25 protein-coding genes are annotated in these 21,926 nt (G+C 69.1%); 16 read left to right on the top strand and 9 right to left on the bottom strand.

What is annotated here, in order from left to right:
* Positions 1-43: 43 nt before the first annotated feature.
* Complete coding sequence (locus tag AD72_RS26100; protein WP_051899031.1) at positions 44-1,054, bottom strand: polyprenyl synthetase family protein; 1,011 nt, start codon at positions 1,052-1,054, stop codon at positions 44-46.
* 115 nt (positions 1,055-1,169) lie between these two features.
* Between AD72_RS26100 and AD72_RS26105 the strand changes: the two genes are divergently transcribed.
* Positions 1,170-2,207, top strand: coding sequence for a sulfotransferase family protein (locus tag AD72_RS26105; RefSeq protein ID WP_031469238.1), 1,038 nt, complete (start codon positions 1,170-1,172; stop codon positions 2,205-2,207).
* Positions 2,204-3,406: a cytochrome P450 family protein gene (locus AD72_RS26110; protein WP_031469239.1), complete on the top strand. Its 1,203-nt coding sequence runs from the start codon at positions 2,204-2,206 to the stop codon at positions 3,404-3,406. Before AD72_RS26105 ends, AD72_RS26110 begins: the two co-directional genes overlap by 4 nt.
* A 76-nt stretch (positions 3,407-3,482) precedes the next feature.
* On the opposite strand, the gene AD72_RS26115 is transcribed toward AD72_RS26110, so the two are convergent.
* Genes AD72_RS26115 through AD72_RS26125 form a run of 3 tightly spaced genes read right to left on the bottom strand, consistent with a single transcriptional unit; the run spans position 3,483 to position 5,697 of the window.
* Entirely contained in the window at positions 3,483-4,256 is a 774-nt protein-coding gene (locus tag AD72_RS26115) for an SDR family NAD(P)-dependent oxidoreductase (RefSeq protein WP_031469240.1), read from the bottom strand.
* Entirely contained in the window at positions 4,253-4,786 is a 534-nt protein-coding gene (locus AD72_RS26120; protein ID WP_051899032.1) for a carboxymuconolactone decarboxylase family protein, read from the bottom strand. Before AD72_RS26120 ends, AD72_RS26115 begins: the two co-directional genes overlap by 4 nt.
* Positions 4,783-5,697, bottom strand: coding sequence for an MBL fold metallo-hydrolase (locus tag AD72_RS26125; protein WP_051899033.1), 915 nt, complete (start codon positions 5,695-5,697; stop codon positions 4,783-4,785). The genes AD72_RS26120 and AD72_RS26125 overlap by 4 nt, the downstream gene beginning before the upstream one ends.
* Positions 5,698-5,788: 91 nt before the next feature.
* On the opposite strand from AD72_RS26125, the gene AD72_RS26130 reads away from it, so the two are divergent.
* Positions 5,789-6,385, top strand: coding sequence for a TetR/AcrR family transcriptional regulator (locus tag AD72_RS26130; RefSeq protein ID WP_031469243.1), 597 nt, complete (start codon positions 5,789-5,791; stop codon positions 6,383-6,385).
* A gap of 71 nt (positions 6,386-6,456) precedes the next feature.
* Here AD72_RS26130 and AD72_RS26135 read toward each other — a convergent pair whose 3' ends face one another.
* On the bottom strand, positions 6,457-7,956 hold the full coding sequence (locus AD72_RS26135) for a prenyltransferase/squalene oxidase repeat-containing protein (RefSeq protein WP_051899034.1): 1,500 nt from the start codon (positions 7,954-7,956) through the stop codon (positions 6,457-6,459).
* Positions 7,957-8,075: 119 nt separating this feature from the next.
* On the opposite strand from AD72_RS26135, the gene AD72_RS26140 reads away from it, so the two are divergent.
* From AD72_RS26140 to AD72_RS26175, 8 genes are read left to right on the top strand one after another with little or no spacing between them, the layout of a single operon-like run.
* On the top strand, positions 8,076-9,296 hold the full coding sequence (locus AD72_RS26140) for an MFS transporter (RefSeq protein ID WP_051899035.1): 1,221 nt from the start codon (positions 8,076-8,078) through the stop codon (positions 9,294-9,296).
* Positions 9,297-9,301: 5 nt separating this feature from the next.
* Positions 9,302-9,865 carry a CGNR zinc finger domain-containing protein gene (locus AD72_RS26145; protein ID WP_197285077.1) on the top strand — a complete coding sequence of 188 codons (564 nt, stop codon included), beginning with the start codon at positions 9,302-9,304 and terminating at the stop codon, positions 9,863-9,865.
* 19 nt (positions 9,866-9,884) lie between these two features.
* On the top strand, positions 9,885-10,376 hold the full coding sequence (locus tag AD72_RS26150) for a winged helix-turn-helix transcriptional regulator (protein WP_031469247.1): 492 nt from the start codon (positions 9,885-9,887) through the stop codon (positions 10,374-10,376).
* Between the two features lie 48 nt (positions 10,377-10,424).
* The gene (locus AD72_RS26155) at positions 10,425-10,931 is read left to right on the top strand and encodes an SRPBCC family protein (RefSeq protein ID WP_031469248.1); all 507 of its coding nucleotides are present in this window, start codon (positions 10,425-10,427) and stop codon (positions 10,929-10,931) included.
* Entirely contained in the window at positions 10,931-11,968 is a 1,038-nt protein-coding gene (locus AD72_RS26160) for an LLM class flavin-dependent oxidoreductase (RefSeq protein ID WP_031469249.1), read from the top strand. Before AD72_RS26155 ends, AD72_RS26160 begins: the two co-directional genes overlap by 1 nt.
* A 38-nt stretch (positions 11,969-12,006) precedes the next feature.
* A complete protein-coding gene (locus AD72_RS26165; RefSeq protein WP_031469250.1) occupies positions 12,007-12,444 on the top strand; it encodes a MarR family winged helix-turn-helix transcriptional regulator in 438 nt (145 codons plus the stop codon).
* The gene (locus AD72_RS26170; RefSeq protein WP_031469251.1) at positions 12,441-13,811 is read left to right on the top strand and encodes an MFS transporter; all 1,371 of its coding nucleotides are present in this window, start codon (positions 12,441-12,443) and stop codon (positions 13,809-13,811) included. The genes AD72_RS26165 and AD72_RS26170 overlap by 4 nt, the downstream gene beginning before the upstream one ends.
* A 14-nt stretch (positions 13,812-13,825) precedes the next feature.
* The gene (locus tag AD72_RS26175; protein ID WP_031469252.1) at positions 13,826-14,410 is read left to right on the top strand and encodes a cysteine hydrolase family protein; all 585 of its coding nucleotides are present in this window, start codon (positions 13,826-13,828) and stop codon (positions 14,408-14,410) included.
* A gap of 9 nt (positions 14,411-14,419) precedes the next feature.
* Here AD72_RS26175 and AD72_RS26180 read toward each other — a convergent pair whose 3' ends face one another.
* Positions 14,420-15,253, bottom strand: coding sequence for an urea carboxylase-associated family protein (locus AD72_RS26180; RefSeq protein ID WP_031469253.1), 834 nt, complete (start codon positions 15,251-15,253; stop codon positions 14,420-14,422).
* Positions 15,250-15,936, bottom strand: coding sequence for a GntR family transcriptional regulator (locus AD72_RS26185; RefSeq protein WP_031469254.1), 687 nt, complete (start codon positions 15,934-15,936; stop codon positions 15,250-15,252). Before AD72_RS26185 ends, AD72_RS26180 begins: the two co-directional genes overlap by 4 nt.
* A 137-nt stretch (positions 15,937-16,073) precedes the next feature.
* Here AD72_RS26185 and AD72_RS26190 point away from each other — a divergent pair, with 137 nt between their 5' ends.
* Genes AD72_RS26190 through AD72_RS26205 form a run of 4 tightly spaced genes read left to right on the top strand, consistent with a single transcriptional unit; the run spans position 16,074 to position 19,772 of the window.
* A complete protein-coding gene (locus AD72_RS26190) occupies positions 16,074-17,384 on the top strand; it encodes an APC family permease (protein ID WP_031469255.1) in 1,311 nt (436 codons plus the stop codon).
* A 49-nt stretch (positions 17,385-17,433) separates the two neighbouring features.
* On the top strand, positions 17,434-18,174 hold the full coding sequence (locus tag AD72_RS26195; protein WP_031469256.1) for an SDR family NAD(P)-dependent oxidoreductase: 741 nt from the start codon (positions 17,434-17,436) through the stop codon (positions 18,172-18,174).
* A 49-nt stretch (positions 18,175-18,223) separates the two neighbouring features.
* The gene (locus AD72_RS26200; RefSeq protein WP_031469257.1) at positions 18,224-18,865 is read left to right on the top strand and encodes a TetR/AcrR family transcriptional regulator; all 642 of its coding nucleotides are present in this window, start codon (positions 18,224-18,226) and stop codon (positions 18,863-18,865) included.
* A 1-nt stretch (position 18,866) separates the two neighbouring features.
* On the top strand, positions 18,867-19,772 hold the full coding sequence (locus AD72_RS26205; RefSeq protein WP_031469258.1) for a carboxymuconolactone decarboxylase family protein: 906 nt from the start codon (positions 18,867-18,869) through the stop codon (positions 19,770-19,772).
* On the opposite strand, the gene AD72_RS26210 is transcribed toward AD72_RS26205, so the two are convergent.
* Together AD72_RS26210 and AD72_RS26215 are read right to left on the bottom strand one after the other, a co-directional pair.
* The gene (locus AD72_RS26210; protein ID WP_031469259.1) at positions 19,769-20,260 is read right to left on the bottom strand and encodes an AAA family ATPase; all 492 of its coding nucleotides are present in this window, start codon (positions 20,258-20,260) and stop codon (positions 19,769-19,771) included. The genes AD72_RS26205 and AD72_RS26210 overlap by 4 nt on opposite strands.
* 66 nt (positions 20,261-20,326) lie before the next feature.
* Positions 20,327-20,953: a TetR/AcrR family transcriptional regulator gene (locus AD72_RS26215; RefSeq protein WP_031469260.1), complete on the bottom strand. Its 627-nt coding sequence runs from the start codon at positions 20,951-20,953 to the stop codon at positions 20,327-20,329.
* 73 nt (positions 20,954-21,026) lie between these two features.
* On the opposite strand from AD72_RS26215, the gene AD72_RS26220 reads away from it, so the two are divergent.
* Positions 21,027-21,911: an alpha/beta hydrolase gene (locus tag AD72_RS26220; protein ID WP_031469261.1), complete on the top strand. Its 885-nt coding sequence runs from the start codon at positions 21,027-21,029 to the stop codon at positions 21,909-21,911.
* Positions 21,912-21,926 lie beyond the last annotated feature (15 nt).

Raw genomic sequence — 21,926 nt, forward strand, 5'->3', positions numbered from 1 at the left:
ACGGCCGGTAAAAGCGCACTCCACTACCCGGAACCAGCCCCGTTCAGCTCGCTTCCGCCGAGTTCGCCGCACCGGCCAGCAGTTCACACGGGGTCGCCGCGGCACGCACCCGCTCGCGCAGCGCGGCCACGAAACAGCCGGAGCCACCGAGCTCGTCCAGCGCCTGCTCGGCCTCGTGCCGGACCCCCTCGATGTGGGCGAGATAGGGGCGCACCACGTCCGGGTCGAGCATTCGCTCCAGCAGTTCCTCCCGGGCGTGCGTGTCGGTTCGCGCGCGCCGCAGCAGCGCGAGGGCGCGTTCGCGACGGGCGCCGGGGCCGGAGTTCAGCAGGGAGACGAGGTGGAAGGTGGGGGTGGCGTTGGCGAGGTCTTCCATCCGCCCGGACTGCAAATCCTCCTGGTCGTTACGGAACTGTCCGAGCAGCCCGAGGTTGCGGCCGAACCGCCGCCACCCCTCGGTGCGCGCGTCGTCGGCGCCCGCGGCCCTGGCGGCCATCGCGCTCGCCATCACATACGGTGCGCTGCTCTTGTTCAGGTAGGTACGCAGCACCTGATCATGCGTGAGCTGTCCGGGTTCGGTGAACAGGTCGGCGAGCTGCCCCTCGGTCGCCGCGGTGCAGGACTGCAGGAACTCGGTGGTGAGCGCGCTGCGGATCGTTGCAGGAACCGGCAACGCGCCGGCGACCCGCGCGGGCAGCACGTACGCCCAGTTGAACGCGACCAGCATGGTGGCGCCCGGTCCGATCCGGCGCGCCGCCTCGCCCGCCTGGTCATCGGCGAGGTCGTCGATGATGTTCGCCGCGCGCCACCACAGTGCGTGCACGGCCGCGATCGGCACCGCCGCGCTGGGGTCACCGGTCTCCGCCCCGTGCACGAGCAGCGGAAGGGCGAACTCGTGCCGGTCCGCACGGGCCTCTCGGACCACGGCGGGCACGATCGCGCGCAACTGACCGTGTTCGCTGGTGTATTCGGCGACCAGTTCCGCCATGGTCTGCTCGACCTGCCCGGACAACAACCGGATCTGTCGCTCTGCGTGTTCGGATTCGGTCGGCACCGGCGCCTCCCCAGCGGTAGCGGTCTGATCCAGCAGACTACACACAAATATCTGGCCGTCTCACCAAAAACCGGGCACCAGACGGTAGAAAGGTAGCCATGACGGAGTCCTCGCCATGCGCTCCCTGAACTTCGTGGTGGGCACCGGGCGCTGCGGATCCACCGCGCTGTCCCGGGTGCTCGCCGGACATCCGGATGTGCTCAGCCTCAACGAACTGTTCGCCTCGCTGGCGCCGGGCACCTTTCCCCCCGGAAGCCCGACCGGGGCCGAGTTCTGGCAACTGCTCGCCGAGCCGAACCCGTTCTTCGACGCGATGGCACGCGAACGCACCCGGGTCCCGGAGTTCCTGTATCCACGGGCTCCCGGCCGGTTCAGTCCGGAGACCGGTATCCCGGCGATCGCGATGATGGTGCTCCCACATCTGAGCACGGAACCCGACGCGCTGTTCGACGAGCTCGCCGGACAGGTCCCGAGCTGGCCCGCCCGCCCGGTCACCGAGCACTACGCCGCCCTGTTCGCCCTGCTGGGCAGGCGTTTCGGGCGCACGACCGTAGTGGAGCGCTCCGGGTTCTCCCTACAGTGGATCGGTACCCTCGCCGACCACTTCCCTGCCGCACGGCTGGTGCACATGTTCCGGGACGGTCCGGACTGCGCCCTCTCCATGAGCAGGCATCCGGGCTTCCGCCTGGTGGTCCTGGAGAACCGGATCAAGGCGCTGACCGGGGTGCGCGCCATTCCGGAGCTGTCCCCCGCCGATGTGGCCGCGCTCCCACCGGAACTGGCCAAGGTGCTGCCCGGCCGATTCGACCCCGCGGTCCTCGAACAGCCGCTGCCGCTGACCGAGTTCGCCGAGCTGTGGACCGAACAGATCCGGGACGCGGTCGCCGACCTCGCCGAGCTACCGGCCGAACGGCGGTACCCGATCGGCTACGAGGACCTGGTCGCGCACCCGCGCGCGGAACTCGCCCGGCTCGCCGCTTTCCTGGATGTCGACCCGGATCCCGGCTGGCTGGCCACCGCCGAGAAACAGCTCGACCGGAACCGGGTCGGCGCGGCGGCCGCGCTTCCCGCGGCGGAATTCGACCGGCTGCGTGAGCTCTGCGAACCCGGCAGGCATGCCCTGCAAGCCCAACGTACCGAGGTGGCCCCGTGACCGAACCGATCCGGCTCGGCGAACAATTCCTACAGGACCCCTATCAGCTCTACGACCGGCTGCGCGCCGAGCAGCCGGTCGCCCCCGCTCTGCTGCCGCACGGGCTGCGGGTGTGGATCGTCAGCCGCTATGCCGATGCCCGGGCCGCGCTGGCGGATCCCCGGCTGCGCAAGGATTCCGTACGACAGCAGGAACTGTCCGCGCGGCAGGCGGAGGAGACGAACTCGACCCCGGTGATCACCGAGTTCCTCAATTCGCACATGCTCAACACCGATCCGCCCGACCACACCAGGCTGCGCAAACTGGTCGGCGCGGCGTTCACCAGCCGCCGGGTGGCCGAGCTGCGCCCGCGGATCACCGAGATCGCCGGGGAGCTGCTGGACGCCCTGCCCCGTGGCGAGGTGGTGGACCTGGTGCACGGCTTCGCCTATCCGCTACCGATCACGGTGATCTGCGAACTGCTCGGCGTGCCCGAGAGCGATCGGGCCGATTTCCGTTCCTGGACGGCGACACTGCTCAACACCGGGGTCGGCGAGCAGGAGCTGGCCGCGGCCTCCGATGCCATGGTCGGCTACCTGGACGCGCTGATCGCAGCGAAACAGCGCAGCCCAGGCCAGGATCTGCTCTCCGCGCTGATCGAGGCGCGGGACGCGGATGACCGGCTCGACGAGGACGAACTGCGCGCAATGGTGTTCGTGCTGCTGGTCGGCGGACACGAGACCATGGTCAACCTGATCGGCAACGGCACCCTCGCTCTGTTGCGCAATCCGGACCAGCTCGCCGCACTGCGCGCCGATCCGGCCGGGCTGCCCGCCGCGATCGAGGAATTCCTGCGCTACGACGGGCCGGTCAACTTCGCCACGTTCCGGTTCACCACCGAGGATGTGCCGATCGGCGAGACGACCATTCCGGCAGGCGAGTTCGTGGTGGTCGCGCTGCTTTCGGCGAACCGGGACGCGCGACGGTTCACCGATCCACGGGAACTGGACATCGACCGGGCCACCGCGGGCCATCTCGCCTTCGGGCACGGCGTGCACTACTGCGTCGGCGCGCATCTGGCCAGGGCGCAGGCGGAGATCGCGTTCGGCATGTTGCTCGAGCGGTTCCCGGAGATCCGGCTCGCGGTGAGCCCCGGCGAACTGACCTGGCGGCACAGCACCCTGATGCGCGGGTTGGAGGCCCTGCCTGTGCGGCTCTAAGAGCTCGGGCTGTTTCCGGAAACCGGCACGCCCGCAGCAGTGGCGAGTTGGCGAGGTTCCGAATGGGCGGCGCTGGTCAGCGCAGGCGCATGCCGCCGTTGATGTCCAGCACGGTTCCGGTGATGTAGGCGGATCCGGGTGCCGCGAGGAAAGCGATCGCGTCGGCGATCTCGCGGGTGGTGGCCTGCCTGCCGAGTGGGATGCCGCTGTCTCTGCGGTGGCGGGCTTCCTCGACGGTGATGCCCTCGGTTTCGGCCTGGGCTCGTAGCGCTTCGGCGTTGACTGCGGCTTCCACGTGCCAGGGTGCGACGCCGTTGACGGTGATCTGGCGCGGGGCGAGCTCCAGGGCGAGGCTCTTGATCAGTGAGCCGAGTGCGCCCTTGGATGCGCTGTACACGGCGCGTTCCGGGGACCCGGCTTGGGCATGGGCCGAGTGCACGAAAACGATCCGTCCTCCCGGGGTGTTCAGGTGCGGGATCGCGCTGCGGCACAGCAGGAACGGTCCTTTGGCGTTGACCGCCATGACCCGATCCCATTCCCGCGGATCCAGGTCCTCGAGCGGACAGGCCGGTGGGGCGGTCACACTGGCCACGGCGAGTACATCGAGGCGGCCGTGGCGTTCGATGGCCTGCCCGATCAGCTGTTCGCACGCGCCGGGATCGGTGACATCGGTGCGCGTGCCGATCGCGCCGGATCCCGGGTGGCTTTCGGCGATCGCGGCCGCGACCTGCGCGGCGCCCTCGACAATGTCGGAGAGTACGAGTTTCGCGCCCTGTTCGGCGAATCGCCATGCGGTTGCCTCGCCGATTCCTTGTGCGGCACCGGTGATGACGGCGACCTGTTCGTTCATTTCGTTTCCCTTTCGCTGTCGACCCAGTCCTCGACGGGTGTGCCGCAGGAATTCAGCACATAAGCGACCATGGTGTAAGTGCCGGCGAGGGTGAGTAGTTCCAGCAACTGTGGCGTGCTGTAACGCTTGCGCAGTCGTTCCCAGCTCGCATCGCTGATCCGGTGCTCGCCGGTGCCGAGTTCGTCGACCGCGGTCAACAGGTCCCGGTCCGCCGCATCCGGTTCGGCGGTCAGGTCGATCCCCAGTGAACTGGCGATCCGCGCGTGATGCGCCCGCTCGTAGTGGCAGTCGTTGTTCCGGGCGACCCGCAGGATCACCAGTTCCCGGTCGCGTTCGGGCAGGCTCGCCGCGTTGAGCGCACGGCCGAGCGGGAGGAAACCGGCGAGCAGTCCCGGGTGATGACCGAAGGTGGCGAGGATATTGAGCAGCGGAGCGTCCTCGAGTGCGCGCGGCGTGACGCCGTCGAGCCGAGCGGATCCGGCGCGTTCAGCGAATTCCGCCGCGGACAGTGGGGGGATGCGCGGGCTCATTCCTGTTCTCCCTCGATGATCGGCTCCATCACCTCGGCGGGCGGCAGTGGTGGTTCTCCGGAGAGTTCGCTGTAGACGCAGGCGATGTTCTGGTACACACGCGAGGCATGCGGCCAGGCCCGGTAGGCGCCGAGCTCGATGCCACGGTAGGCGCGCTCCACTGGCATTCCTGCCGAATAGCAGCGGCTCGCGTAGTCATGGACGAAGCCCAGATAGTCCCGCACCGCGCGGACACCGTGCTGATCCGATACCGGGCCGTGCCCGGGAACGACAACTTCCGGATCGAGGGAAAGAATCGTCTCGCATGCCTGGATCTGCCCGGAAACCGATACCCAGGAAATCGGTGTCGATTCGTGGAACAGGATATCGCCGGCGAACACCACACCGTGTTCCGGAATATGCACGATCGCGTCCCCGACCGTGTGCGCGGGGCCGACCTCGATCAGGCGCACGGTCACGTCACCGATCACCACCGTCAGGGAGCCGGTGAAGGTCTCGTTCGGTTCCACACGCCGCCAGCCGGAGTAGTCGAAGGTCTCGTCGTGGCGGCGGGCCCATTCAGCCAATGCCGTACCCGGCCGCGCGAGTTCGGTCAGCCCGTCCGGGGACGGCGCGCCGGAGAAATCGGCGGACGCGGTGGCGATGATCCGGTCCGCGCCGAACACTCCGTTACCGGCCCAGTGATCGATATCGTGATGCGTGTTGACGATGGTCACCCGATCCGCAGATCCCAGCGCGGCATGCAATCGGTTCGCCATGGGAACGTCGTTCTGGGTATCGATGATCAGTAATTCGTCCCCGGAACGCACCACCCCGGAATTGCTCAGCCCCCAGCCGCCCGGCGGCTCCAGCCAGGCGGCGCAGTTCGCGGTCAGGCGATGCAGCCCTTCGGTGAACGGCACGATCGGCATCCCAACTCCCAACTCCAACGGTGTGGTTGTAGATTAGCAAGCGAGCCGGACAACTGCAACCGGATCGTTGGAGTTGGGTTATGCTGGTGGCATGGCCTGGGACACCGAGGGAACCCGTCGAAAGCTGCAAGAGGCGGCGACCGTCGAGTTCGCCGCGCACGGCCCGGACGGCACCACCATGGCACGCATCGCCGAGCGCGCGGGCATCAACAAGGAACGCCTGTACAAGTACTTCGGCGACAAGCAGGCACTGTTCCACACCGTGCTCAGCGATGAGCTCGCGCAACTCTCCGCCGCTGTAGCCCGGCCAGGCGGGGACTACTTCGAGCAGATCGGCGAGTTCGCCGGGCGAACCTTCGACTACTACGCCAGCCACCCGGAACTCGCCCGCTTGCTGCTGTGGGAAGGGCTCGCCGGTGAACCCTTCGCCGACGAGGAAAACAGAACCCAGTACTACCAACGCAAAGCCGCGATCTACGCCGAGGCACAGGCGAACGGAAATGTCGGCGACGGCATCGCGCCGGACCATCTCGTGCTGCTCGTGATCGGTCTCGCCGCTTGGTGGTTCTGCGTCCCGCAACTGGCCAAGATGCTCACCGGAGCGGAGGCGGACGACGAGGCCGAACACCACAGGCGCCGGGCCACGGTTGTGACGGCCGCGCAGCAACTCGCCGCGGCACGAAGCTAGCGGCGAGCTCGGCTCCCCCGTGGTCTCCGATGGCGAAACCGCCGCATTCTGCAACGATCTCCGAGCCCGCGCTAACCGGTCACGATGGCCTTGCGTGCGGCCAGTACCGCGGCCGCGACCACGCGGATCGGCGCGAAGTAGTCCTTCACCAGCCACAGCGGGGTGATCCCGGCGTCCACCACCCCGTCGCGCAGCACCGGTTCCGCGGCCGCGAGTGCCTCGGTCACCCCGGTTTCGGTGCTGCCGCGCAGGATCAGCGCGGCGTACGCGGTCTCCTCCATGGTCACCCAGCGCACGCCCCAGCCGCCGCCGGAATGCCTGGTGTCGAGCACCCAGCGCCTGGCGCGCCGCACCGCGGATTCCGCCCGCTCGCCTTCCACCGCGGACAGTGCCTCGACCGCGCACACCGTTGCGTAGTACGGGGAAACGTGCCAGAAGTCGAACCAGCTGCCATCGGCGCGCTGTTGGTCGAGCAGCCATTCGGTATTGCGCCGCAGCACCGGGCCGTAGCGCTCGCCCTGTTCGGGGCGCTCGGCAAGGTACCGGTGCAGCAGGCTCACCGTGTGCCCGTTCGTGGCCGGTGAAGCGATCGATTCGCCGGGATAGATCTGGAAGTGGTCCTCGGACCAGTACGTCAGCAGACCGTCCAGCCCGGCAGGGCGCCCATGACAGAGCAGCGCGTTCACCACCGCGGCGGTGTCGTCCCCGTCCACGGTGAGATCCCGGCCGCCCGCGATCCCGTACGGGCCCAGTTCGGGTTCGAGCCGGTCCAGGATCCGCTCCGGGCAGTCGTGCGGAACCCCGTGCCAGACGAAGGTGTTCAGCATCCAGGCGTGCTCGAAGTAGTCGATCGGCGCGGCCACCGGCACCAGGCCGTTCCCGTAGCGCTGCAGCTCCTCCAGGAACCGCCCGGCCGGGCTTTCCGCTTCCGGTGCGCTGCGCAGCCATCCCGCCGTTCCGGCCGCCGAACAGCTCACCGAACCGGCGTAGGGGTGCGCCGATTCGACCGGGGTGGCGATCTCCCAGGCATGCCAGATGTCCGCGGGCAGTTCCCGGCCCGCTGCGGCGTCCGCGCGGATCGCGGCCAGCCGTTCGGTGGCGCACCCCGCGGGCATCGGCAGCTCCGGTTCGCCCGCGGCCAGCAACCGGGCGTTGATCCGGTCCACCAGCATCGGCACGATCAGTTCCACGCTGATCGTGGCTGGTGGCCCGGCCGCGTACCGCCCACCGGGTGCCAGCCAGTCGCGCAGCGTACGCAGGCCCTGATCGGCCACCGCACGGGCCCGGCCGCGCTCGATGGCCTCGTCCGCGGGTTCCCGCCGCCCGGCAACCGCGAGCAGGGCCTCGGTTGCCGAAAGTGTGGCGTTGAACGCGAAGCCGTCCTGCCCCCAGGTGCCGTCGGCGGTCACCGTCCGGCACAGATGGCGCAACCGCTCGGCATGCCCGCCGAGCCACGGTGCGTCCGCCACCAGGCGGGCACTCTCGTACACCGAAGGGGTCAGCCAGGCCCAGGGGTCGTCGGCGGACTCGTGCAGGAGGGTGTTCGCGGCGCGGCGAAAGTCATCGGTCACCGGTCCTTCCTACCGCGCCCCTGCCCGTGCGCGCAGCCACCTCGGGGAATTTCGATCCGCCAACTTGATACCGATCGGTACTTGCGCCGTTCGAACGTAACACCCTAGAGTCATTAGTCATGGCTCTGACTCATTACATGAATCCTCCGCTGCGCGGACTCGGTGCGAACCACCGCTGGCTGATCCTCGGTATCGGGGTGGCCGCACAGGCCAGCTTCTCGGCCGCGTTCGCCGGAATCCCCGCCACCGGACCGCTGTTGCGCGGAGAGTTCCAGTTCAGCGCGGGACAGCTCGGCCTGGTACTCGGCGCGATCCTGCTCGGTATCGCGATCTCCGAGGTGCCCTGGGGAATGGTGACCGACCGGCTCGGTGACCGGCGCACCCTGCTCACCGGCCTGCTCGGCACCGGCATCCTGCTCGCCGTGCTCGCGGTCGTACTGACCCCAGGGACTCCGGCGTTCGTGTTCGCGGTCGCGCTGTTCCTGGTCGGCGTGCTCGGCGGTTCGGTGAACGGGTCGAGCGGCCGCGCGGTCATGGCCTGGTTCCCCGAGGATCGCCGCGGATTCGCGATGAGCATCCGGCAGACCGCAATCCCCGCGGGCGGCGCGCTCGGCGCGGCCCTGCTCCCGGTGCTGGCCGGCGAGCTCGGTTTCCACGCGGTGTTCGGCGCGCTCGCCCTGTTCTGCCTCACCTCGGCGGCCGCGGCCTTCGCCTGGCTGCACGAACCGGCCGAGCCCGCCGCGCGACCACGTGGCACCGGCGGGTCCCCGCTGCGCAGCAGGGCGGTGTGGCGGCTGGCATGCGCGAGCGGGCTGCTTTCGGTCCCGCAGTTCGCGGTGACCACCTTCGCCTCGGTCTTCCTTGTCAGCCAACGGCATACCCACCTCGCACTCGGCACCCTGACACTGCTGATCGTGCAGCTCGGCGGGGCGGCCGCGCGGGTGTGGAGCGGCGGATACACCGATCGGAACGGGAACAGGCGCGGGTACATCAAGGCGGTCGCCGCACTGGGTACGGTGGCCTTCGCCGGGGCCGCGGTGCTCACCGAGGCACCCGTGGGGCTCACCGCGGCCGCGCTCGCGATCGGCGGGCTGCTCGCCTCGGCCTGGCACGGCGTTGCCTACACCGAGATCGCGCGCATGGCGGGAACCGAGCGGGCCGGAACCACGCTCGGCCTGGAGAACACCACCGTGTTCGCCGCGGGTTTCCTCGCCCCGGTACTGATCCCGGTGCTCGCGAGCGGCGTGTCCTGGGCAGCGGTCTGGGCGGGCGCCGGGGCGTGCTGCCTGCTCGCGATCCTGGTCAGCCCGGGACGGCATAATTCCGCCGAAGGGAAGTGATCACCTTGACAAGCGAGCAGCTGCGCTTCGACACCGGCCGGGCCTGCCTCGATCTGCTGGCCACCGTGGGATCCCGGCTCGGCGAGCACCCGGTGGAACGGCTCGACGGTCCGGAACGGTTGCGCGCCTGGTTCACCGGAACCGGACTGCTGCCCGCCGATCAGCCGATCGCGATCGGGCCGGACTGGCTCGCGGAGGCCAAGCGGGTGCGCACACTGCTGCACCGGATCGTGCAGGACACCGTGCACGGGCGAGCCGTCCCCGCCTCGCGTGTGCGCGCGCTCAACGAACTGGCCGGGCAGACCCCGCCGATTCCGCGGCTGCGCACCGATGCGCGCGCCCTCCGGCTGCGCGAACCGGTCACCCTCCCCGCGCTGCTTTCCCTCCTCGCCAGGGATGCCATCGACCTGCTCAGCGGCGACGAACGGCAGTATCTGCGCGAATGCGAGGGCGGCGACTGCGATCTGGTCTACCTGGACCATTCCCGCGGGCGCAGGCGGCGCTGGTGTTCCTCACGGGTGTGCGGCAACCGGGAACGCGTCGCCAACTACCGCGAACGCCTCGGCTGAGCGCCGTACCCTGGCCGGCATGAAACACACCTCGTTCGCCGACTGGCCGTGTTCGATCGCGCGGACCGTGGATCTGCTCGGGGACCGATGGGCACCGCTCGTGCTGCGCGAGTGCTTCTACGGACTGCGCCGGTTCGACGAATTCCAGCGCGAACTGGGTATTGCCCGCAATACGCTCACCGAGCGGCTGCGCAGACTGGTCGCGGACGGGCTGCTGGAGAAGCGGGCCTATCAGAGCGAACCGGTGCGCCACGAGTACCTGCTCACCGAACAGGGCAGGGACTTCTTCGGCGTGCTCGCGGCGATGGCGCGCTGGGGAGATCGCTGGCTTGCCGGGGAACAGGGACCTCCCGTGCTGCTGCACCACGAATGCGGCGCGGACAGCCACGCCGAGGTCGTGTGCGCCGCCTGCGGGGAGCCGATGCGCGCCGGGAACACCCGCGCACGGATGGGCCCCGGCTTCCCCGAAGCGCTCGCCGACCACACCTCGGTGCGCAAAAGGTTCTCTTGACATGCTGAGTTTCATCATGCAACTTAGTGGCGAGCAAGGAGGCCGGCAATGGAGTCAACGGGGTTACGCCTCGCCGAGGCGCCGAGCGTCGAGGTGGATCGGTGGATCGCCGCCGCGCCCGAGCGGGTATGGGAACTGATCTCGGATGTGACCGCGATGCCCGCGATGAGCACCGAGCTGCAGGCGGCCGAATGGCTGGACGGGGCGAACGGGCCCGCACTCGGCGCCCGCTTCCGCGGATACAACAGGAACGACGTCCTCGGTGAGTGGTCCACGGACTCCCAGGTCATCGAATGCGTTCCGGGACAGGTGTTCGCCTGGGCGGTCAGCGATCCGGACAACCCCAACGCGGTGTGGCGGTTCCGGCTCGAACCGGAGGACGGCGGGACGCGGTTGCGCCAGTACGCCCAGCTGGGCCCCGGACCGTCCGGGCTGACCCTCGCGATCGCGCGCATGCCGGAGAAAGAGGACCGGATCCTGCGCCGCCGCCTGCGCGATGTCGAGCAGTTCCTCGCCGACACCCTGGACCACGTCAAAGCCCGCGCCGAGGCGTGATGCGCGCCGCGACCACCGTCGAGGCTTCCGGCGGGCCGGATTGGAAACAGACCGGGGAGTTCGTCGTCGAGGCGGAGAAACTGGGCCTCGACGTGTGCTGGGTCGCCGAGGCCTGGGGATCGGATGCCCCTTCCGCGCTCGGCTACTACGCCGCCCGCACCCAACGGATGCTGCTCGGTTCCGGCATCATGCAGCTCGGTGTGCGCTCCCCGGCGGCCACCGCGCAGACAGCGATCACCCTGGCGAATCTGTCCGAGGGCCGGTTCCTACTCGGACTCGGCGCCTCCGGACCGCAGGTGATCGAGGGACTGCACGGGATTCCGTTCCACCGACCGCTTTCCCGGATGCGGCAGACCGTGGAAGTCCTGCATCAGGCCTGTTCCGGAGAGAAGATCTCGGTGCCCGGCCGCATCCCGCTCCCCGAGTCGGAAACCCGGCCGATGCGGCTCTCCGCGCGAGCGGAGCACCCGATCCCGGTCTATCTCGCCGCCCTCTCCCCCGCCATGCTGCGACTGACCGGGGAGCTCGCGGACGGCTGGCTCGGCACCAGTTTCGTTCCCGAGGGAGCCGATGCCTACCTCGCGCACCTCGACGAGGGTCTGCAGGACTCCGGGCGTACCCGCGCGGATCTGGATCTCTGCCAGGGCGCCGAGGTGGCCTTCGCGCCCGATGCGGACGCACTTCCCGGAATGCTCGCCGCACGCAAGACCGGGCTCGCGTTCAGCCTCGGCGGAATGGGCACCGCGGACACCAACTTCTACAACCGCGCCTACGGCCGTCAGGGCTGGGCCGAGGTCGCCGCCGAGGTCAGCGCCCGCTGGCAGGCGGGCGACCGGACCGGCGCGGCCGAACTGGTCCCGGACGAGATGGTGCTCGCCACCACCCTGATCGGCACCGAGGCCATGGTCCGCGAACGCTTGCGCACCTGGCGGGACACCGGTATCGACACGGTGCGCCTCTACCCGGCAGGCGAATCACTGACCGAGAAACTCGACACCCTCGGCCGGGCGATCGAGCTCGTGCACGAGCTCGACTGAATTCGACAGTCCAGACTGATTAGTTTAGACTGTCGAATATGGGAGAGATTTCCACCGAGGCCGCCAAGGCCGCGCAGGATCTGCGGGTGCTCTTCAGCCGGTTGCGCCGTCGCCTGCTGGATTCCGCGGCGACCGAGGAGCTGAACGCCTCGCAGACGGCGGTGCTCGCCCGGCTGGTCAAGGACGGGCCGTCCTCGGCGAGCGTGCTCGCGGGCGCGGAACGGGTGCGGCCGCAGTCGATGGCCACCACCCTCGCCGCGCTGGAGAAACACGGGCTGATCGAGCGCGCGCCCGATCCCGAGGACGGCCGCCGCCAGGTGATCACGCTGACCGCGTCCGGCCGGAAGCAGGGACACGGCGCGCGGGCGAGCCGGGAGGAATGGCTGGCCAGGTCGATCCAGGAGCACTACACGGCTGCCGAGCGTGCAACGATCATCGAGGCCATCGCCCTGCTGGACCGCGTGGTCCAGCAGTGAAACTGCGCGCACGGTTCGCGGTACTCGGCGAGGGTTTCGACCGCAAGCTGCTCGCCCCGATGATCTCGGGCGCGATCCTCAACCCGGTCAATTCCTCGATCATCTCGGTATCCCTGGTACCGATCGGGGCCGCGTTCGGCGCACCGCCGACCGCGACCGCCTGGCTCGTCTCGGCGCTGTATCTGGCGACCGCGGTCGGTCAGCCCGTTGCCGGGAAACTGATCGATGTCCACGGGCCACGGCGGCTGTTCCTGGGCGCCAGCGTGCTCGTCGGCCTCGCCGGGCTACTCGGCATGCTCGCCCCCGGTCTCGGCGTGCTGATCGTGGCGCGGGTGCTGCTCGGTTTCGGCACCTGCGCGGGTTATCCGGCCGCGATGCGGATGATCCGGGACGAGGCCGAGCGCACCGGAAAGGACAGCCCGGCTGGTGTGCTGACGGTACTCGCGATGGCCACCCAGACCATCGCGGTCATCGGTCCCCCGCTCGGCGGGCTGCTGATCGGGATCGGCGGCTGGCGCGCCACCCTCGGGGTGAACATTCCCTTCGCAATCCTCGCGTTCGTGCTCGGGGCACGCCGGATCCCGGCGACCGCCCGGAAAACCACGAACCGGCCGAACCTCGATTTCCCCGGCATGGCCCTGTTCGCGGGCATGCTCGTGTCGCTGCTGCTGTTCCTGATGCACCCCTCGGCGAGGGACTGGTATCTGCCGCTGATCACCGTGGTGGCCGCGATCGCGTTCGTACTCCGGGAACTGCGGGCCACCGAGCCGTTCATCGATGTGCGGATGCTCGCCGGGAACCGCCCGCTGGTGACCACCTACCTCCGGGCCCTGCTCGCCTATATCGTCTCCTATGCCTTCCTCTACGGCTACACGCAATGGCTCGAGGACGGGCGCGGGCTCACCGCGGCACAGGCCGGGCTCATCCAGCTGCCGGTGTTCGCCACCGCGCTCGTGGTCTCCGGGCTGACCGGGCGGCGCAAGGAAGTCCGCGCCAAACTCGCGGTCGGTGCGCTCTGCCAGATCCTCGCCTGCGCGCTGATGCTGGTGCTGTGGTCGGAAAGCGGGATCTGGCTGCTCGTGGGGATCGCCCTGATCTTCGGGATCACCCAGGGACTGATGAGCCTCGCCCTGCAGAATTCCGTTTACCACCAAGCGAATCCGGACAGCATCGGCACCTCGGCCGGGCTGTTGCGTACCTTCAGCTATCTCGGCGCGATCGTCGCTTCCGCCGCACAGGGCGGTTTCTACGGACAGCGCGCCGACACCGGCGGGCTGCACCAGCTCGCGACCTTTCTGCTCGTCATGGGCGGGCTGCTACTGCTTATCACCCTCGCCGACCGCAAACTCGGCCGGACAATCCACTGAAGAGGAGCTGTTTCATGACCGACACCATCGATCCGCGGCACAGCGCGCTGCTCGTGATGGATTACCAGAACGGGATCATCGGATCCCTGCCCGATGCGGAGAATCTGCTCGACCGCACGGCCGGGGCCATTTCCCTGATGCGCGAACGCGGCGGGCACATCGGCTACGTCCGGGTCGCCTTCACCGAGCAGGACTACGACCGGATCCCGCCGAGCAGCATCATGGCCGCGATGGTCGATCCCGAACGGCGCGCCGCCATGCACGCCGAGGCGCCGGGCACCGCCGTACACGAGCGCGTCGCCCCCGAACCCGGTGACATCCAGGTGCGCAAGACCCGGATCGGCGCCTTCTCCACCACCGATCTGGACGAGCAACTGCGCGCCAGGGACGTGCACACCCTCGTGCTCGCCGGGGTCGCGACGAGCGGAGTGGTGCTGTCCACGGTCATCGAAGCCGTGGACCGGGATTACCGGGTCGTGCTGCTCACCGATGCCTGCGGCGATGCCGATCCGGAACTGCACACCCTGCTCACCGAACGCATGCTCGGCAAGCGCTCCCGGCTGAGCAGCACGGAAGAACTGCCGTCCCTGCTGGGCTGAGCGGCGCGTTCAGGAGGGCCAGGCCGGGGCACGCAGGCCGTGCCCGCCCGCATAGGCGGCGCGCTCCGGCCTGCGCCAGTCGCGCAGCAGCTCCGGATCCGGGCGATACACCTCGACGCCGATGGGATGGCACACCTCGAGCGGATCCCCGGCATCGGGGCCCCACATCGGCACCGAGAGGTCCCCGCCCGGACAGGTGGACAGCGCGCAGAGCAGTTCGAGTTCGGCGAAGAATTCGAAGTAGTCGCCCGGCCGCGCGGGACAGGCCTTCATGAAGTAGCGGTCTTCCTCGTTGAGCCCGGTGCACTGGAAGACGTTGAGCACATCGTGCACGTCGAATTCGGTCAGGCCGTAGGGAAGCACGGCGCGCACCAGGTTCGAATGGCAGTGGTAGTCGAAATCCTCGCCAGTGAGCATCCGGTTCACATAGGGATCGCAGCGGCTGCCGAGCAGATCGTGCACCCGGCCGCCGTCGGCGTCCTGGCCGTACCCGGCGAGCGTGTCGGCGGTGACGGTGACCAGCGGCCGCAGGAACGGCAGGTTCGACCACAGCCGGTCGAAGGTGCTCACGTGCGCGCGCTGCAGCTGCCTGGTGCGCGCGGCCCAGAGCCGTTCCCGTGGATCCGCGGCGTTCCAGATGTTCAGATCGCCGACCTGCGGACCGTCCACAGTGACCAGTCGGCACAGATGGCCTTCCGGGACGGTCCACGCTTTCCCGGTCCGGATCGGGATCTCGAAGGCGTCCACCAGTTCGTGCCCGGTCTCGGCGAGGCCCCGGTAGAAGTCCCGGTCCACATCGAGCGCGCCCTCTCCGGATTCGTACGCGGCAGCCACCACGGTCATTTCCTCCCGTTCATCTCGTCGGCGCGGACCACATCGAGCACGGCGAGCTCGGAGTCCTCGAGGTACTGGCGGGTCGCCGCGGTCGCCGCGCCGCGCTGCCCGCCGCGCACCAGATCGCAGATCTCCCGGTCCCGCGGAATCCACGGCGGCTGCCACTGCGCCTCGTCCGGCATGACCGCGAAGGCGAGCCGCAACTGCGCGAGGATGCCCTGGAAGAACCGGTCGATGCTGCGACTGCCGAGCAGTTCCACCAGGGCCTGATGGAATCGCAGGCTCGCGGTGCCGACCGTGTTCCACGATTCGCCCGCGACCGCCACCTCCGCGGCCCGCACCCGCTCCTCGAGCCCGCGCAGGGCGGCGGATCCGGCGAGCGCGCTCTGCTGCACGGCGGCCAGTTCGAGGGTGCGCCGCACTCGGTAGATCTCGTGCACATCCTCGGTGGACAGGGTCTTGACCACCGCGCCCTTGTGCATCCGGTAACTGATCAGGCCCTCGTATTCCAGTTGCCGCAAGGCATTGCGCAGGGTGTGCCGGGCGATCCCGAACTCCGCGGCCAGCGCCGTGTCTCGCAGCTGGGTGCCCGGCGGCAGTCCGCCCTCGGTGATGCGCACCCGCAGCGCATCGGCCACCTGCGCACCGGCGGGCACGGGTTCCTCGTTCACCACGCCACTCAACCTAGCCATTATTGTTCCACAATTCAAGGCCGCTGATCCGGGTTGTTGTGGGCAGTCTCAGTCGAGCTCCCCATGATGTGCGCACAGATGGTTCCACAGTTTTCCGGCTGGATAGGCTCGGCTCGAGTCCACTGTGGAGTGATGCTGTGTCCGAGAGTCCCGGCCTGCGCCGCACCCTTTCCGCCCGCGACCTGATCGTCTACGGGCTGCTGTTCATCGGCCCGACCGCGCCCATCGGCATCTTCGGGGTGCTCGATGCGGCAAGCGACGGGGCGAGCGCGCTCGTGTTCGTGGTCGCCACGCTCGTCGTCGGGTTCACCGCCTGGTCCTATGCCCGGATGTCGGCCGCGGTGCCGCGCGCGGGCTCGGTTTCCGCGTATGCCACGGCGGGTCTCGGCAGGGCGCCCGGCTTCTTCGCGGGCTGGCTCGCCGGGCTGGACTATCTGTTCATTCCCTCGGTTGCCGCGCTACTCAGTGGCACCGCACTGCATTCCGCGGCCCCGGCGATCCCGACCTGGCTCGCCACCGGGATCGCGATCTGCGTGTTCACCGCGCTGAACCTCGCCGGGGCGCGGATCGCCGCCAGGGTCGGCATGATCGTGCTCGCGGTCGGACTGGTGCTGCTGGTCGTGTTCGTGGTGTGCGCCATCGTCGTGCTCGCCGAACACGGTCCCGCGCGCGGCTGGTTCTCCCCGCTGGCCGGGACCGGCGGGCTCACCACGGGCGCGCTGCTCGGGGCCGCCTCGGTGGCCGCGCTGTCCTTCCTCGGCTTCGACGCGATCGCCGGGTTCGCCGAGGAGAACACCGGCGGGCCCGAACAGGTCGGCAAGGCACTGCTGTTCTGCCTCGGGCTCGCGGGCATCCTGTTCGTGGTCCAGACCTATCTCGCCTCGCTGATCTCGCCGATCACCCCGGAACAGCTCGCCGCGCACCCGGAGGACCAGGGCACCGCGTTCTACGCGCTGATCCACAGCGCGATCGGCGGCTGGCTCGGCATCTCGGTGAGTGTGTACAAGGCGATCGGCCCGGTGTTCTCCGCCCTCGTGGCCCAGGCCGCGGCCGGGCGGCTGCTGTACGGCATGGCCAGTCAGGGTCATCTGCCCGGCTGGCTGGCCACGGTGAGCCCGAAAACCCGGACCCCGCGTACCGCGATCCTGCTTTCCGCGGCGTGCACCGCGGTGATCGCGGTATGGGCGGCGCTGCAACCGGATGGGCTGGACACGCTTTCCTCCATGGTCACCGTCGGCGCGCTCACCGCTTTCGTGCTGCTGCACGCCTCGGCCATCCGGTATTTCGGTAAGCGGCGCGGCGCCGGACCGTGGTTGCTCATCCCGCTCGCCGGAACCGTGCTCACGATCGCCCTACTGGCATCGGCTTCCCGGCTCGCCCTGCTCATCGCGGCGGGCTGGCTGCTGATCGGGGTGCTCGCCTATCTGATCGCGCGCGCCCGAACGTAACGGCCGATCTTCGCCAGCGATACCGCAGCCACTGCCCCAGGATGGCGGTATGACAACGAAAAACAACAAGGTCGCCCTGATCACCGGCGGCAGCAGGGGAATCGGTGCGGCGATCGCGAACCGGCTCGCCGAGGACGGCATGGACATCGCGCTCACCTATCGGCGCGACGCCGCTGCGGCAGCGGATGTGACCGCGAAGATCGAGGCCACCGGACGGCGCGCGCTCGCGATCCGTTGTGACAGCGCGGATCCGGCAGCTGCGACCGATCTCGTGCGGCAGGTGCTCGCCGAATACGACCGGATCGACGTCGTGGTGAACAACGCGGGCGCCTATCACGTCGCTCCCGTCGAAGAACTCGGCCAGGAATTGTTCGACGAGACGGTCGCGGTGAACGTGCGCGCCCCGTTCCTGATCGCCAGGGCGGCGGCCGCGCACCTGCCCACCGGCGGGCGCATCATCAACATCGGCAGCAATGTCGCCGAGCGCGTGGTGTTCCCCGGATTCTCGCTGTACGCCATGAGCAAGGCCGCGCTCGGCGGGCTGACCAAGGGTCTCGCCCGCGAACTCGGCCCGCGCGGGATCACCGTCAACCAGATCGATCCCGGACCGATCGACACCGATCTCAACCCGGCCGACGGTCCGGCCGCCGAGACCGTGAACGGATTCACCGCGCTCGGCCGGTACGGCAACCCCGGCGAGATCGCGGCCACCGTCTCCCATCTCGCCGGTACGGACAGCAGCTACACCACCGGCGCACGGTTGGCGGTGGACGGCGGATTCAACATCTGACTACACAAACGTGTAGCAAACTGCACGCGTGTGTAGTAGCGTGGCGGGCATGGCCGATTCACCGGAGGACCGCACCGCCCGCGCCCGCATCCGGGACGCGGCGCTGTGGCACTTCGGTGAACACGGCTTCGACCGGGCCACCATCCGGGGAATCGCCGAGACGGCCGGGGTTTCCTCCGGACTGGTCCGGCATCATTTCGGCAGCAAGGAGGCGCTGCGCGAGGCGTGCGACGCACATCTGGCGGAGGTGCTGCGCCAGATCAACGAGCGGGTGCGCGCCGATCCGATGGCGAACGGCGTGAACTATGTGGCCGTCGCGCGGGCCGCTCTCGGCCCGCATCAGCGGTATCTGGCGCGCGCCCTCACCGAAGGCGGCGCCACCGCCCTGTTCGACAAGATGGTGGAGCTCGGGCAGCAATGGCTCACCGAGGACGACGCGCGGCGCGCCGATCCGCCGGGCACCGACACCGGAACGCGGGCCGCCGTGGGCACCGCGATGGCGCTTTCCGTACTGGTACTGCAACAGCAGTTGTCCCGGGTGCTGGGCATCGACATCACCGGTACCGAAGGGGACCGGCTACTCGCCGGTGCCCTGATCGACATCCATTCCCGCCCCATGCTCGGCACCGAGGAAGCCGCCGCGCTGCGTTCCGCGCTCGGGCTCGATCCCGCCGAACAACGAAGGAGCTGACATGCCACAGGCCACACCTCCCCGGATCCAACCGCTCCCCACCGCGGACATGAGCCCCGAACTGCGCAAACTGGCCAGGCTCGGCGCGGACACCGTGATCCAGGTGCTGGCACACAATCCCGGGCTGTCCCAGGCTTTCCAGCCGCTGGGCGGATTTCTGCTCGCCCAGGGAACCCTCGACGGCCGGATCCGTGAACTGGCCATCCTGCGGGTTGCGCTGCGCTGCGACGCGCCCTACGAATGGGCCAACCACGTACCGGCCGCGCTCGGCGCCGGTGCCACGGAGGCCGAGATCGAGGCGCTTTCCGATGCCGGTGCCGAATGGTCGCCGAGCGATGCCGCCGTGCTGCGCGCGGTGGACGAACTCTGCGCCGAGGTGTACGTCCGCGACGAAACCTGGGCCGCGCTTGCCGAAACCCGGGACGAGGCCCAGATCATCGAACTGTTGTTCCTGGTCGGTTTCTACCGGATGATGGCCGGATTCCTGAACTCCGCGGGCCTCGAGGTGAAGCCCGGGCAACCGGCACTCGGCGCGGCACACGGTTCCACGCCCGCGTTCACCACGGACACCGCCGAGGCGCCCAGCGCGCCGAGCGGCAAGACCGGCCCGGACGGCACCTGGAACCTCACGTTCACCCATCCCGCGGGAAGCAAGGCCCTCGTGCTGAGCCTCGACACCAGCGGCGGCGCCGTCACCGGTTCCATCCTCGACACCCAGCTGGAGATCACCGTGCCCATCACCAGTGGCACCGTGGACGGCACGCATCTCACCCTCACCGCGCAGGTGACCGAACCGGCGGCATTCGACATCAGCGCCGAGGGCAGTATCGACGGCGATTCCTTCACCGGAACGGTCACCATCACCGGCGGCGGAACCTTCCCGCTCACCGGAACCCGGGCCGCTTAGCCGTTTCCGGAACCGGCGAGCGCCGCGAGCCGGTCCACCGTTTCGGTGATCGGCCGCCGGGTATCGAGTTCCACGGTGGCCGAGGAGCGCAGCAGCGGTTCGATCTCGGCGGTGTCCGCGATGATGCGCTCGCGTTCCCCGGAAGTCTTGCCGAACGGATTGGTGCCGCGGGCCTCGATGCGTTCGAGCATGACCGGCAACGGGGCGCTGAGCAGAACGATCTCGGCGAACCGGGGATAGAACACGCCTTGATTCACGACCGTCCCCGCGATGAACAACGGTTCGCCCGATCGCTCGTGTTCCGCGATCAGCGCCTCGATCCGGTCCTCGCGCCACTGCGGTTCCATACCGGTTCCGCCGGGCAGCGGGGCATCCTCGATCCAGCCGCCGAGGTCGGTGTCCACCACCCGATAGCCCCGCCGCTCCAGCAGGCCGAGCACCGTCGACTTCCCCACCCCGGACATACCGGTCACCAGAAGCACCGCCATCCGGTCAGCGTAGCGAGGATGTGCGGGCGAATTCGGGGGGCGCGGTGCTGGCTCGCCGGGGATTCGTCACCCCAAACCGGCCAGCACGATACCCAGTCCGGCGCGGAATTCCTCGGCCGCCTCACTCTCCCTCGCCGCCTGTGCGATCTCGATCAGTTTCGGAAACCGGTCCGCGGGCAGCTCCGCGATCCGTTCGGTGACGCTGACCGGATCCTCGCCGTGGGCAAGCGAAAGCGGCCCGGCGAGTTCGGCCTGCGCGAAACCGGTGACATATCCGGACACTACGCGGAACGCGACCAGAAGTCCGGAGCCGGAACGGCCGGACCGCGCCAGGGCGCGCAGCAGAGCCTCGGCCGGTTCGAGCGTGCCGAGATCGAGGCTGCGCCGGGTGAGGATGAGCGGAATGGCATGGGGATGCGCCCGCACGGCACGCCACATTCCCTCGGCGATCGCGGAAACCTCTCCCGCCCAGTCCCCGGGCACCGGTTCCCACCGGACCTGAGCCATCACCGCCTCGGTGACCAGACGCTCGAGCCCGGAGCGCCCTTCCACGTAGTTGTAGATCGTCATGGCACCGGTCCCCAGCGCCCCGGCAAGGCTGCGCATGGTCAGACCGGCGAGGTCGTGCTCGTCGACGAGGGCGAGCGCGGCCTCGCACAGCTGCTCCTTGGTGAACTTCCGTGGCGCGGGCATACCTCTCCTTGATTACGTACAAGGTACGTGTTTAACTGGAGTCGTTCACGTACATCGTACCTAATGAGGTTGCATGACCATCCGCACCAGCTTTTCCTCCGGCGGCGACCGATGCGCCGCCTGGCTCACCCTGCCGGACGGCGCGGGACCGCACCCGGCCGTCGTACTCGTGCACGGCGGCGGAGCGACCCACGAGATGATGCTCGGCCAGTACGAGAAATGGTTCTCCGCGGCGGGAATCGCGGTACTGGCCTTCGACTTCCGGCACCTCGGCGAATCCGGGGGAACCCCGCGGCAATTGGTCAGTCAGCGCCGGTACGCCGCAGATGTGGATGCGGCACTGGCGTTCGCCGCCGCACATCCGGAGATCAATGCCGGGCGCCTCGCGCTGTGGGGGACCTCCTTCGGCGCGAGCCATGTTGTCGCGGCCGCCGCACGGCATCCGGAGCTGCGGGCAGCCGTCGTGCAATGCCCGGTGCTCTCCGGGCGCGCGGTCGTCGCACGGGCCGGAATCCGCCACCTGGCCCGGTTCACCGGGCCGATCCTCAGCGATCTCGTCCGCTCCGCGCTGCGCCTGCCCCGCCGGTATGTGCGGCTGGTCGGGAAACCCGGAGAGCTCGCCTTCGTCAACCAGCCGGGCGCGCTCGAAGGCTGGGATTCGGTCACCCCGCCCGGCTACGAGTTCGACAATCGCATCACCGCGAGTTCCGGGCTGGGCATGTTGTTCTACAACGCGGCGGCCGATGCCCGAAAGGTGCGCTGCCCTTTGCTGATCTGCGCCTGCGACCGGGAGAACCTGATCGATCCGGCGATCGCCCGCAAGGTCGCCGATTCCGCTCCCCGCGCGGTACTCGAGCACTTTCCGGCGGACCATTTCACCGTCTACCACCCGCCGGTGGTCGAGCAGGTGGTCACCGAGCAGATCGCGTTCCTCGGCACCCACCTAGGGACGAACTAGTGCTTCATCAAGGAA

Origin of the sequence: Sciscionella sediminilitoris, from assembly GCF_000737195.2 — a bacterium.
GTDB classification, from domain to species: domain Bacteria; phylum Actinomycetota; class Actinomycetes; order Mycobacteriales; family Pseudonocardiaceae; genus Sciscionella; species Sciscionella sediminilitoris.